Raw genomic sequence first — 11,795 nt, 5'->3', positions numbered from 1 at the left:
ACCGTGACCACAAATCCGATCGCACCTGTCCGGCGTGAAGCGAGCGGGTCAAAACCGCCGATTGCCCCTTAGGGCGTTGGCGCAGACGCTCCCCCCTCGCGGATCAGACAGAAATAATCGTCATTGCCGACTTGCCCGCCCTTGAGCGCGATCTCCAAACCATCGAAAGCCGCTTGGTCGCTGAACGCCTTGCACAGCGGGGATCCCGGCGTTTGAGGTAAGGGTAGCTTGGTTTCGAGCGCGAAGACGTCGAGTTCCCGCAACGCATGGCTCGACGTGTCGCCACCTGCGATGACGGCGCGTGTCAGCGTTTCGGCTTCCACGAGCCGACGCAGAATACGGCCCAAGGCGACGCCGATGGCATGGCGGCCGCCCTGGGCTGGATCGAGCGACGCGCCAAGGTCGCTTTCGGGCCCGAGAGCCGTATAGAGAATCACGCTGCGGCCGGTCTGCAGCACCGCCAGCCCACGATCGATGGCATTGGCGATCGCGGTCTCCCGGTCCGGGCCGCTGAGGCTTTGCGCGTCGATGTGAAGGCCGATGAAGCCGTGGTCGACCGCATGGCTGATCTGGCGTGCGGTGGTGGGGGAGCAACTCCCGGACACGACGGCGATCCGCTCCGCGCGGCCTGGATGCTGAAAGGCCATGCTGCCGCCGATCAAGCCTGCCGCGCGCCAGGCGCCCAGCAGCGCATATTCGACGCCGGACGAGCCGACCACGAACGAAGCCTTCCGGCGCAGCCGCCAGAGTTCTTGGCCCACCGCTGCTTGTGTCCTGGCATCGGCGACATCGAACATCACCACACCGTCGCCAGCCGCCAGCAACGCGTCGACGCGAGCCGATCGATCGTCGGCCGCGAGCATGGCGAGATCGACGAGAGCGATCCGGCGCTCCGTCTGGCGGGCGAGATGCAGGCGCAGGTCCGCCTCGTGCATCGGGGTCACCGGGTGCCGGCTCATCACGGGATGGCGGTCGATCCGATAGGTGGCGCCCTGATAGGCCGCGAAAAGCGTTCCGAAGGCCGTGTAGCGCTTCAACTCCGGCGCGCCGATCACCAACGGCACGTTGGCTTGGCCGAAAATCTCGGCGCCGATCTCGATGGCGCATCCGATGCTGCCGATTTCCGGGCTGGAATCGAAGGTGGAACAGACCTTGTAGTGGCAGATCTCTGCGCCGAGCCCATGCAGCCACGCGAAGGCGGGCGTGAGATGCCGCTGCATCCAGTCGGGCGTTTCGCTGCGGCTGGTTCCGGCGAGGCCGATCGCACGGGCCTCGCTGAACCGTGCGCGTTGCTCGACGGTCGGCTGCTGCATGAACAGGACGGTCGGCACGCCATGCTGGGCGAGCGCCTCCATGGCGTCGGTCGAGCCGGTCAGATCGTCGCCGTAGAAGGCGAGAAGCGGCGCATGTGGATCAAGCATCCTTGGCGGAGCCTCCGAATTTTGCGATCGATTGGGCGAGGTCCGGGTGAGTCTCGGCATAGACCGCGAGCGGAATGTCGGCCACGGCGGCCTCCCACGCCTGCCGGACGGCCCGCACGCCCGCGGCTGGGCCGCCGGGGTGGCTGACGATGCCGCCGCCGCAGAGATACATGAGATCGACCGTTCGGCCGGTCCGCCGATAGGTCTCCGGCGCCTGCCCACCCCATTGGCCCGAGCCCGCGACCGGTAGCACCCGATCGGCGTCCGAAAAGATCGGCGTCGTCACGGCCTCGAACGAGGCCACGAACGACTCGTCCGGCTCCCAATATTTCACGCCGATGCCGTTGATCTGGAATTGGTCGACGCCGAGCAGCCGCCAGAGTTGCTGGTAGACCGCAAAATCGAAGCCGAGCCCTGGATGCCGGGTCAGCACGTCCCATCCGGCGCGATGCGCGTGGAGCGCGAGGCTCGATCGTTTGCGGAGGAAGGCCATGCCGCCGAAGCCGATCGACTGGATCGCCACCACGGCGGCATTGCCGCCGGCTTTGACGATGATGTCGTGGTCCCGCACCATCCGCTCGGGGTCGTGGCTCGTCAGGTTAAAGGCATACATCACCTTCTTTCCGGTCTTCTGCTCGTGGTCGAGAATGATCGGCATGATGGCACCGACACGGTCTTCCAGGCTGGAATAGGCCGGGCTCATCAGTTTCTCGTCGTCCTTGATGAAGTCGACATCCGCCTCGACAAGGTCGCGCACCAAAGCAGCGGTCTCGAGCGGCCGGAGGCCGAGGGCGGGCTTGACGATCGTGCCGATGATCGGGCGGTCGTAGACCCCGGTCAGTCGGCGGCTGCCCGCGATGCCGAATTGCGGGCCGGGATGATCGCGGCCGAAGGCGGCCGGCAGCGTCAGGCCGACGATGCGAAGGCCGGATAGACCTTTGATCGAGAAGGCCCCACCGAGCGCAATCGTCGTGAGCGCCGCGATATCGGTCCCGACGGCATCGAGCGGGAATTCGATGTCGACATCGGCCCGCCGAACGGGGCCTGTGGCGCAAGCCTCGGGCCATGAAGGCCGATCCACTGATGCGAGCGGACGGACGGCCGTGACCCGGGCCGCGACGCGGGCTTTGAGCTCAGGCGTTTCGCCGGGCACGTCCACGAAGGTTCCGGTCGACTGATCGCTGGCGATCTTGGCCGCGATGGCGGCGATGTCGCCCGACGTTTCGAGCCGGTAGGTGACGCGGATCACCTCGTGTGGCTGCGGTGATGGCATGATCTCCTCCCATTCTCGTGCCGAGCCTTGACGATACCGGTCGCATCGCTGGTATGATGACCATGCCTTTTGTGATGGAGCCGCTCCTCCCGTGTCAACGAGGATCGGCATAGCGTCTCGGCTCGCTTTCGCGATAAACGATCGTTGCACCGGACGCCGTCCAGACGGTCGACCGCATCAATCAAGGCCGCAAACCATGTCGGTTCCCGATCCCATCATCCGGCGCAAATTGTCCGACGAGGTCTTCGATCGACTGAAGGCGATGATCACCAGTGGCGACGTCCGGCCGGGCGAGGCCATTCCCTCCGAGCGCGATCTGATGGAGCGGTTCGGCGTCGGGCGTCCCGCGATCCGCGAAGCCATGCAGGCACTCAGCAACATGGGGCTCTTGTCGATCTCGCATGGTGAGCGTGCGAAGGTCCGTCAATTGACGGCTCGGTCGTTGATCCAGCAGGTCGATATGGCGGCCAATATCATGCTGACCACATCGCCGGACTCGTTGGATCATCTTAAAGATGCGCGCCGCTTTTTCGAACGCGGCATGGTGCGGGAGGCGGCCTTGCGCGCGACGTCGGACGATATCGCGCAGCTCGACGCCGTGGTTGATCGGCAGCGCGAAAGCCTCGGTCAGGCCGAGGCGTTCATTGCCGCCGACATGGCATTCCACACGCAAATCGCCGCGCTGTCGGGCAACCCGATCTATGCGGGCGTCAGTGAAGCCATGCTGAACTGGCTGAAACACTACCACACCCATGTGCTGATCTGGACCGGCAAAGAAACCCTGACCCTGTCCGAACATGCGGAAATCATCGCGGCGATCGCGGCACGTGACCCCGACCAGGCGGAAACCGCGATGATCCGTCATCTCGATCGATCGAGCGGCCTCTATACCCACCATGGCAGCAATCCTGAGCGATCGTCTTAAATCTCAGCGGTCGCGATCCACCGCTCCTCGGATGCTCCGGCATAGGCGGCTTCGACCAATGCCAGGGTCTTGAGATTGTCACGGCCCGACGTGGCCGGCTCCGTTCCTGTGCGAAGGGCTGCGAGCCAGTGACGTTGGATCAGCATCACGCTCTCCTGAATATTGTGCCAAGGGCGTGACGCCCAGGGCAGGAGCGGGGGCGACACATCCTCCACGCTCGTGGCGTCCACCGTCGTGATAGTCAGGCAATAGCCTTGCGAAAGACGGATTGTGCCAAGCGATCCGTCGACCTCGACAAACGTCTCGGGGAAGGGCTCGGCCGCAAGTCGGGTCGCATAAGAGCAATCGACGATCGAGGTCAGGCCGTCGACGTGATCGAGCATCATTGTGGCGACGTCCTCGCCCGCGATCGCCGGATTGACGCGCCGTGTTCGGGCCGTGAGGCGGGTGACGTCGCCGAACAGGAAGCGGGCGACGTCGAGCACATGAATGCCGAGATCCTCGATGATGAAGCGCGACCCCGTCGCGAGGTAGGGCTGGCCGCTGAACACATCAAAGGCGGAGCGAAACGACACGCGCCCCCAAAACGGCTGGCCGATCCGGCCCGTCTCGATAGCGGCTTTCACGGCCATGATGGCGCTCTGCCAGCGGAAATTTTCGTGCACCATCAGGGGCACGCCCGCCGCGTCGCAGGCCGCCACCATGGCGCGTGCATCCGCCATCGACGCCGCGAAGGGCTTCTGACAGATCACCGGGACGCGGTGGGCCGCCGCGAGTTCGACCAGGGCGCGGTGGCTTTGCACGGTCGTGGCGATGTCGACGAAGTCGAGCCGCTCCCGGGCGAACAGCTCCGCCGCATCCGTGTAGCGGGTTGCGATATCGAAGGTGTCGCCGACCTCGACCAACCGCGCGGGATCGCGGTCGCAGATCGCCACGATCGTCGCATCCGGAAGATCGCGCCAGGCGTGCAATTGGTTGAGTGCGAAGAACCCGCAGCCGATGACGGCGCCGCGCAGAGGGGTGCTCATGACTGCTTGGCGACCTGCATGAGGGCGACCCGCTGCTGCAGCTTGCGCTGGGCTTGATCGACCACGACGGCCGCAACGATGACGAGGCCCTTGATGACGGTTTGCCAGAACGAGCTGACGCCCATCATGACGAGCCCATCCGAGAGAATGCCGATCACGAAGGCGCCGATGACCGTGCCGCCGACGGTGCCGCGACCGCCCGACATGGAGGTGCCGCCGAGGACGGCCGCCGCGATGGCGTTGAGCTCGAACGTCTCGCCGGTGGCGGGATGAGCGGCCATGAGCTCGGACGCGATGATGAGGCCGACGATGGCGGCACAGAAACCGGAGAACATGTAGACGAACATCTTCACGGAATTGACCCGGATGCCCGATAGCGCCGCGGCGCGTTCGTTGCCGCCGACCGCGAAGATATGTCGCCCGAGCGGTGTGGAGCGGGCCACATAGGCGGCCACCAGCGCCACGACCAGCAGCGCCCAGACCGCATAGGGCAGGTTGAGGAACCGGCCGCCGCCGATGACGTCGAAGCCCTGGTTACCGAGTTGCGGCTTACCGGCGAGGTTGGGGAACGTTCGACCGTCCGAAAGCAGCAGCGCCGCCCCGCGCGCGATATAGAGCGTCCCGAGCGTCGCGATGAACGGCGCCACGTTCAGCCGGGTGATCAGAAGCCCGTTGATCCAGCCGATGAAGATGCCGACCGCGAGGGTGACCAGCACGGTTTCGGGGACGCTGAACCAGACCGTGTAGCCGACCGGTAGCACCAGCCCATTGAAGAGAAGTCCGCCGGCCACCATCGAACAGAGGCCGACGATCGAGCCGACCGAGAGGTCGATGCCGCCGGTGACGATCACGAAGGTCATGCCAATCGCCAGGAAAGCGTTCAGCGCGACATGTTTCGCCATCAAGATCAGGTTGGCGCTCGACATGAAGTTCGGTGCGAGGATCGAGAAAACGATCAGCACGGCGAAAAGGGCGATGAAGGTGCGAAGCTTCATCACATTGAGCAGCAGCGAACCGCTGGTGGCGCTTGCGCGGGGATTGGCCTGCGGCACTGCCGTCATGATCTTAAGGTCCTTCAACAGCGATCGAGGGCGGCGTTGGGGCGGGTGCGTGGCCCTGCGCCGAAGCGGCCACGACCTTGGCTTCGGTCGCGTCGGTCCGGTCGAACAAGGCGGTCAATTTGCCGTTGCTCATGACGGCGATGCGGTCCGAGAGGGCCATGACCTCTTCGAGATCGGACGTCACGAAGATGATGCCGAGCCCCTGCGCCGCGAGCCGCCGCATGGTGAGGAACACATCCGCTTTCGCGCCGACGTCGATGCCTCGGCTCGGCTCATCCATCAGCAGCACCTTGGGACGGGTCAGCAGGGCCTTGCCGATCACCACCTTCTGCTGATTGCCGCCGCTGAGCGAACTCACCGGCAGCGCCGGGTCGACGACCTTGATCGACAGATCCTTGATGATGCCGGTGACGGCGGCCCGCTCGTCGGCGCGCTGGATGTGGATGCCACGGACGTAGCGTGACAGGCTCGCCATGGTCAGATTTTCGGCGATCGACAGGATCCCGACCTGCCCCTCGCGCTGGCGATCTTCCGGAATCAGCGCGATACCGCACTGGATGCGGCCTGCGACATCGAGCGCCTGCACGGCCTTGCCCTCGACCGTGACTTTGCCGGTTGAGTTGCGCTGACGTCCGATGATGCAATCGAGCAATTCGCTGCGGCCCGCCCCCATGAGGCCGTAGACGCCGAGAATTTCCCCGGCGCGCAGGTCGAGCGACACATGGTCGACCGCGAGGCCGCCGGTGATGCGCGGCAGGCTGATATCCTCGGCCGTGAACACGACGTCGCCGATCGTATGGCCGATGCCTTTGGCGAAATCTTTCGCGTCTTGCCCGATCATCTGGCGGACGATCCAATGCGTGTCGACGTTGGCCATCCGGTCGTGGCCGGTGATGCGACCATCCCGCAGGACCGTGATGGTGTCGCCGATGCGGATCAATTCCTCGAGGCGATGCGAAATATAGACGATCGCGACGCCCTGTCGCTTGAGGTCGGCGATGACGCGAAACAGCACCTCGACCTCGGTGGCGCTGAGCGCCGAGGTCGGCTCGTCCATGATGAGGATGCGGGCGTTCTGCGACACCGCCTTGGCGATCTCGACGAGCTGCTGCTGGCCGATCCGCAGATCCTCGACCATAGCGCGGGGATCGATGTCGGTTTGGAGCCGCCTCATCAGATCGCCGGCGCGGCGAATCTGTTCGGCATGATCGATGCCGCGCAACCCGCGCCGGATTTCACGCGTCGCAAAGATGTTCTCGGCCACCGAGAGATTGCCGAACAGGTTGAGTTCCTGAAACACCATGCCGATGCCGCAGGCCACCGCATCAGCTGTCTTGTTGAAATGTACCTGTTTGCCATCGAGCATGATGCGGCCGAGCGTCGGTTGCTCGACGCCCGCAATGATCTTCATCAGGGTCGATTTACCGGCGCCATTCTCGCCCACCAGCACGTTGACCAAGCCCTTACGGACATGGAACGTCGCATGTTTGACCGCCAGCGTGCCTGAGTAAGCTTTGGAGACGTCATCGAGCGTTAGGATGATGCCGTTCAGATCGAGGTCCGCCGTGGCGCTTGTCTGGTCGGACGCGCTCACGGCTTGGCCCCGACCGTGATCTCGACCGGGGTGAAGAGCGGCGCGGCGCCGGCAGCTCCGGCCTGAAACGCGCCGAGGGCGGTCACGTGAGCGCCGATGAGATCCTGTCGCGGCACTTTGGCGAGCGCCGTCGCATTGGCTTTCGCATTGAGCGACTTGCCGAATTGGGCGTAATCGACCTGGTTCTTGAACGAACCGAACGGTCTGGTCGTGACCGTGTCGCGGATCGTCGTCCCGCGCACCACCGGCCCGATCTGCACCGTCACGAGCTTCCCCGCTGCCGTCTTGATGTCGAGCGTCGCGGCGCGGGACTCGGTGTTGGCGGCCGTCACGGTTCCGTCAAGCTTGGCCACATAGGTCCAGGGGCCACCCGTTGCCGTCTCGCGAAAGCCGAAACGGTCGCCGGCCGCATCTGGATTGGCCGCAATCGCAGCGGCGACCTCATCATAAGGGCCGGCCTTGGTTCGCAGCGCGGGAAGGATCGTCGTGTCCCAATCCGTATCGACCATTTTGGCCGGATCGAAGGACGCATCGTTGATGAAGACCGATGTCGCGGTCTGCGAGGGGTCGACAACGGCCGTCTTCTCGATCTTGCAACCCGCAAGCAAGGCCGCGACACCGAGGCAGGGCAGAAGGAAAACGCGCATCGATCACCGTGCTTAGGGGCGGGGGAGGGAAGCGCCGCACGGGCGCCTCCCGGTCACGTCTCAGGGCTTGAGCTGGAAGGTCTCGAGCATCGGAGCATTCGCCTTGGTGATCAGCACGCAATCCATCAGCTGCTTCTCGGGCTGGCCCGTCGATTTGGTCTTGAGATACTGGTCGGCCTGCTCGACGGCCATCTGGGCTTGGCGGAATGCCGGCTGCAAGACGGTCGCCTTGATGGTGCCGGCCATGATCTGGTCACGCACGTCGTTCGAGCCATCGAAGCCGACCACGATCACGTCCGGGCGGTTCGCGGCCTTCAGAGCGGCTTGCGCGCCCATGGCCATCGTGTCGTTGCCGGCGATGACGCCCTTGAGGTCGGGATGCGCCTGCAGCAGGGCTTCCATCTTGGTGAAAGCCTCGGGCTGGCTCCAATTGGCCGATTGCGTCGCCAACATCTTCATGTCGGGATAATCGTCCATCACGTCGTGATAGCCCTTTGAGCGAATATGCGCGTTGACGTCGGCGTCACGGCCGGTGAGCTCGACGTATCCGCCCTTTTCGCCCATGGTCTTCACAAATTCCTGGCCGCCGAGTTGGGCGCCTTGGTAGTTGTTCGACACGATCTGCGACACTGCGATGCCGGTCGCATTGATCTCACGGTCGATCAGAAACGAGGGAACGCCGGCCTTTTTGGCGTTCTGGACGGCCGCGACGCTGGCGTCCGATCCGGCATTGTCGAGAATGATGGCCTTTGCGCCGCGCGTCACGACGCTGTCGATCATCTGCAGCTGCTTGCTGGTGTCGTCGTCATGCGACAGCACGATCGTGTCGTAGCCGAGCGCCTCGGCCCGGGCCTTGGCGCCATCCGCTTCCGCCTTGAAGAACGGATTGTCGAACGATGGCGTGATGATGGCGATGAGATCCTTGGCCTGGGCTTGTGCCCCGAACAGGACGGTGCTGGCCATGAGCGCACCGAGAATTGCCCGCTTCAACATTGTTATGGTCCTCCCGTGATGATCGTTGTGGGTTGTCTTGTCGGGCCTTCGTGGGATGAGGCCGCTTGGTCGGTGCCGGCGCGTCAGGTGATGCGCTGGATGCTCGCCGCGATCTCCTGCGGTTCGAACACGCGTTTCCAATCATCCTTCATGAGCACCGGCTTGCCGAATTCGATGGCCTTGTTGCAGGCATCCGAGAACAATCCTGGCCGTTCCTCGAAGATGACCGAGGCGAGCACGTTCATATGACCGAGCAGGAAGTCGCGGGCGGCATCCTTCGGCACGCCGCGGGCGATCACGTCGTCCATCGCGTCCTTCATGACGACCAGCAAGGTGGCGCAGACCGTTTCGGACAGGCCAGGTTCGAGCAATGCCATCTGCTCGACGGTGACGCGATGCGAGCGCATGACCGGCGCCCAAATCACCTTGGCGATCTCCTCGCCGAGCGCGTAGGCGCTATCCGGACCCTGCATCAGCGAACTGACGATATGCTGCTTGGCCGCGACGCCCCCAAAATAATCGGTCTTCGCCTCCATGTCGGTTTCGTCGTTGAAGATCGGCGGATGGCACGGGTGGGTGACGAAATAAATGAGATCCGCGCGCTCCGGCAGATGCCCTGCAAAGGGCGCGGCGGCGTCCAGCGCCACCACCATCGTGCCCGCCTTGAGGCTGGGCGAGATGGCATGCGCCACCTTGCCGATGATCGTGTCGGGAACCGCGAGGACGACGACGTCCGCGCCGTCGAGCGCTTGATCCTGCGGCACACAATCGATGCCAAGGTCATTCTTCAGCCGCGTGCGGCCAGCGTCGCTGACCTCGATATGCCTGACCTCGAACCGTGATCCCTTGAGGTTGCTGGCGAGCCGGTAGCCCATTTTGCCGCCGGCACCGAACAATGCAATCACGGTCATCGCGTCTCGCTCCCTAAGCGCATCGCCGTGGCGGCTGCGCTCGATGCTGCACAATCGAGCGGAGTGTCACGGGGAGGGCTTGGCGCACGATCCCTGTTCGGCACCGCTCTTGCGCCTCTCATCAACCGTATTCAAAACTGGTATGATGAGTCAACCAGATAACGGATGAGACGATGCGTTGCGACGAGGCGACCTGCTGGCGTAAGCACGAGCGCAACAGCATCAAGGCGATTCGCGATGTCGCAATGGCGAGACCAGAAGAACGAACAGGCGCGCGCACGGCTTTTGAAAGCCATGCCGCCGATCTTTCCCACGGCGGTGTCGGTCCACGCATTCGGCCGGTCGCTCATTCCGCCGCTGCCGCGCCTCGCCGTCGCGAGTTATTGGCGCGCGCATCCGGTGCGGGCCGACCGGTTGTCGCGGGCTTTGGCGCAGCGCAGCGGCGCGCCCGAGGGCTGGACGTGGCGACTGTCGACCGCGCCGGAATCGGGGTTGCCGATGAGCTTTCGCGTGCCGCCGGCGCCTTATCGCGAGAGCGCGCTGACACGCGGGGCGGGCCATTGCTGCGTCTGCGGTCAACCGGTCTTTAAATTTGGCTGGCACCGAGATCTATGGGGCGATGGAAAGCCCAATACCCGTGCCCGCTGGCATGCCTGCTGTGTGGAAGCCTGGCGTCTTTGGCTCGCGCCGACCGCGCAGGCGAAAGTGCTGCGGCGGCTGCAGAAGCGGAAATGCCCGGAAACCGGAACGCGCCTTTTGCGCGCCGCCGAGGTCGATCACCGGACGCCGCTGTTCGAGGTGTGGCGCGATCACCGGGAGGTGAAGTGGCCCGCGCTTCTCGCCTATTGGGGGTTCCCCAACCTTCAGGCCATCAACCGGGCCTCGCATGTCTCGAAATCCGCCGCCGAAGCGGCCGGGCGCGCGACCCGACGTGCCTCGGCGGCAGAAACCATCCTCACATGAAGATGTTTTCGCCCTTGATGTCGGTGTAAAGCGCCGCGACTTTCTCAGCGTAGCCGTTGTAGATCATCGTCGGGCGGCGTTCGCTCGTTCCAAGCACTTCCTCGGTAGCCTGGCTCCAGCGTGGATGCGGCACACCGGGGTTCACATTGGCCCAAAAGCCGTATTCGTTGCTGGCGAGTCCCTGCCAGAATGTCGTCGGGCGCTTGTCCGTGAATGTGATCTTGACGATCGATTTCGCCGATTTGAACCCGTATTTCCACGGCAGCGCCAAACGCAACGGCGCCCCCATGGCTTTCGGCAGCGGCTTGCCATAGGCGCCCGTCACCATGAAGGCGAGGTCATTGGTGGCTTCTGCCATCGTCAGACCCTCGACATAGGGCCACGTGTACACAAAACCGCGCTGGCCCGGCGCCATCTTGGGATCCAGGAACGTTTGCACCTGGATATATTTGGCCGAGCCGAGCGGCTTGGCGAAATCGACTAGGGCCTTGACCGGAAAGCCGGTCCACGGCACCGCCATCGACCAAGCTTCGACACAACGGTGCCGGTACAATCGCTCCTCGAGCGGCATTGCCTTGAGAAGATCGTCGATCGCGATCTCCTTCGGCTTGTCGACCATTCCATCGATCGACACCATCCAAGGCCTGATCTTCAAGGCTTGCGCCGCATCGGCGATATGCTTGGTCTCGCCATATTCGTAGAAGTTATTGTAGTTCGTGTTGACGGCTTCCGGCGTCACAGCTTGCGAAATCGTATAGGCCGGGTTGGCTTTCGCCGGGTAGAGCGAGGCCGACGGATCGACTTCGCCGGCCGCCATGGCGCTTCTGGGAAGCCCGATCATTCCGGTGCCGATGGCCGCACCTGCGAGGGCGGCACCAGCCACGAAGGACCGGCGATTGAGGAAGACGTGTTCGGGTGTGGCGTCGCGCTCGGCGATCGACCATGTTTCACGGTGACGGATGAGCATCTTTGGTCCTCG

Annotated in this window: 11 protein-coding genes; 2 read left to right on the top strand and 9 right to left on the bottom strand. The window is 64.1% G+C overall.

Annotation, left to right across the window (positions count from 1 at the left end; all coding sequences use genetic code 11):
* Positions 1 to 68: 68 nt before the first annotated feature.
* Complete coding sequence (locus EY713_RS01395; RefSeq protein WP_131113223.1) at positions 69 to 1,421, bottom strand: four-carbon acid sugar kinase family protein; 1,353 nt, start codon at positions 1,419 to 1,421, stop codon at positions 69 to 71.
* Positions 1,414 to 2,694, bottom strand: coding sequence for a 3-oxo-isoapionate-4-phosphate decarboxylase OiaX (oiaX, locus tag EY713_RS01390; RefSeq protein WP_131113222.1), 1,281 nt, complete (start codon positions 2,692 to 2,694; stop codon positions 1,414 to 1,416). The genes EY713_RS01395 and oiaX overlap by 8 nt, the downstream gene beginning before the upstream one ends.
* A gap of 196 nt (positions 2,695 to 2,890) precedes the next feature.
* Here oiaX and EY713_RS01385 point away from each other — a divergent pair, with 196 nt between their 5' ends.
* A complete protein-coding gene (locus EY713_RS01385) occupies positions 2,891 to 3,619 on the top strand; it encodes a transcriptional regulator NanR (protein WP_131113221.1) in 729 nt (242 codons plus the stop codon).
* On the opposite strand, the gene EY713_RS01380 is transcribed toward EY713_RS01385, so the two are convergent.
* From EY713_RS01380 to EY713_RS01355, 6 genes are all read right to left on the bottom strand, one after another.
* Complete coding sequence (locus EY713_RS01380) at positions 3,616 to 4,647, bottom strand: Gfo/Idh/MocA family protein (protein WP_131113220.1); 1,032 nt, start codon at positions 4,645 to 4,647, stop codon at positions 3,616 to 3,618. The two genes, EY713_RS01385 and EY713_RS01380, sit on opposite strands and share 4 nt — an antisense overlap.
* Positions 4,644 to 5,708 (bottom strand): ABC transporter permease, encoded by a 1,065-nt coding sequence (locus EY713_RS01375; protein ID WP_131113219.1) that lies wholly within the window; start codon positions 5,706 to 5,708, stop codon positions 4,644 to 4,646. Before EY713_RS01375 ends, EY713_RS01380 begins: the two co-directional genes overlap by 4 nt.
* 4 nt (positions 5,709 to 5,712) lie before the next feature.
* On the bottom strand, positions 5,713 to 7,302 hold the full coding sequence (locus EY713_RS01370; RefSeq protein WP_131113218.1) for a sugar ABC transporter ATP-binding protein: 1,590 nt from the start codon (positions 7,300 to 7,302) through the stop codon (positions 5,713 to 5,715).
* Complete coding sequence (locus tag EY713_RS01365; RefSeq protein WP_131113217.1) at positions 7,299 to 7,949, bottom strand: DUF2291 family protein; 651 nt, start codon at positions 7,947 to 7,949, stop codon at positions 7,299 to 7,301. Before EY713_RS01365 ends, EY713_RS01370 begins: the two co-directional genes overlap by 4 nt.
* Positions 7,950 to 8,009: 60 nt before the next feature.
* Positions 8,010 to 8,942, bottom strand: a complete 933-nt coding sequence (locus EY713_RS01360; protein WP_131113216.1) for a D-ribose ABC transporter substrate-binding protein — start codon at positions 8,940 to 8,942, stop codon at positions 8,010 to 8,012.
* 83 nt (positions 8,943 to 9,025) lie between these two features.
* A complete protein-coding gene (locus EY713_RS01355; RefSeq protein ID WP_131113215.1) occupies positions 9,026 to 9,853 on the bottom strand; it encodes a phosphogluconate dehydrogenase C-terminal domain-containing protein in 828 nt (275 codons plus the stop codon).
* Between the two features lie 237 nt (positions 9,854 to 10,090).
* On the opposite strand from EY713_RS01355, the gene EY713_RS01350 reads away from it, so the two are divergent.
* Positions 10,091 to 10,816 carry a hypothetical protein gene (locus EY713_RS01350; RefSeq protein ID WP_131113214.1) on the top strand — a complete coding sequence of 242 codons (726 nt, stop codon included), beginning with the start codon at positions 10,091 to 10,093 and terminating at the stop codon, positions 10,814 to 10,816.
* Here EY713_RS01350 and msrP read toward each other — a convergent pair.
* Positions 10,809 to 11,783, bottom strand: a complete 975-nt coding sequence (gene msrP / locus EY713_RS01345) for a protein-methionine-sulfoxide reductase catalytic subunit MsrP (RefSeq protein ID WP_131113213.1) — start codon at positions 11,781 to 11,783, stop codon at positions 10,809 to 10,811. The two genes, EY713_RS01350 and msrP, sit on opposite strands and share 8 nt — an antisense overlap.
* Positions 11,784 to 11,795 lie beyond the last annotated feature (12 nt).

The sequence above is a fragment of the Lichenihabitans psoromatis genome, from assembly GCF_004323635.1.
Classification (GTDB): Bacteria; Pseudomonadota; Alphaproteobacteria; order Rhizobiales; family Beijerinckiaceae; genus Lichenihabitans; species Lichenihabitans psoromatis.
The sequence above is the reverse complement of the archived record's forward strand: the minus strand, read 5'-3'. Positions and strand labels throughout refer to the sequence as shown.

Bases quoted from the DNA above. Each gene is read 5' to 3' on its own strand.
- EY713_RS01350 (WP_131113214.1), top strand. From the start codon at position 10,091: ATGTCGCAATGGCGAGACCAGAAGAACGAACAGGCGCGCGCACGGCTT.
- EY713_RS01380 (WP_131113220.1), bottom strand. From the start codon at position 4,647: ATGAGCACCCCTCTGCGCGGCGCCGTCATCGGCTGCGGGTTCTTCGCA.
- oiaX (WP_131113222.1), bottom strand. From the start codon at position 2,694: ATGCCATCACCGCAGCCACACGAGGTGATCCGCGTCACCTACCGGCTC.
- EY713_RS01375 (WP_131113219.1), bottom strand. From the start codon at position 5,708: ATGACGGCAGTGCCGCAGGCCAATCCCCGCGCAAGCGCCACCAGCGGT.
- EY713_RS01395 (WP_131113223.1), bottom strand. From the start codon at position 1,421: ATGCTTGATCCACATGCGCCGCTTCTCGCCTTCTACGGCGACGATCTG.
- EY713_RS01385 (WP_131113221.1), top strand. From the start codon at position 2,891: ATGTCGGTTCCCGATCCCATCATCCGGCGCAAATTGTCCGACGAGGTC.
- EY713_RS01365 (WP_131113217.1), bottom strand. From the start codon at position 7,949: ATGCGCGTTTTCCTTCTGCCCTGCCTCGGTGTCGCGGCCTTGCTTGCG.
- msrP (WP_131113213.1), bottom strand. From the start codon at position 11,783: ATGCTCATCCGTCACCGTGAAACATGGTCGATCGCCGAGCGCGACGCC.
- EY713_RS01360 (WP_131113216.1), bottom strand. From the start codon at position 8,942: ATGTTGAAGCGGGCAATTCTCGGTGCGCTCATGGCCAGCACCGTCCTG.
- EY713_RS01355 (WP_131113215.1), bottom strand. From the start codon at position 9,853: ATGACCGTGATTGCATTGTTCGGTGCCGGCGGCAAAATGGGCTACCGG.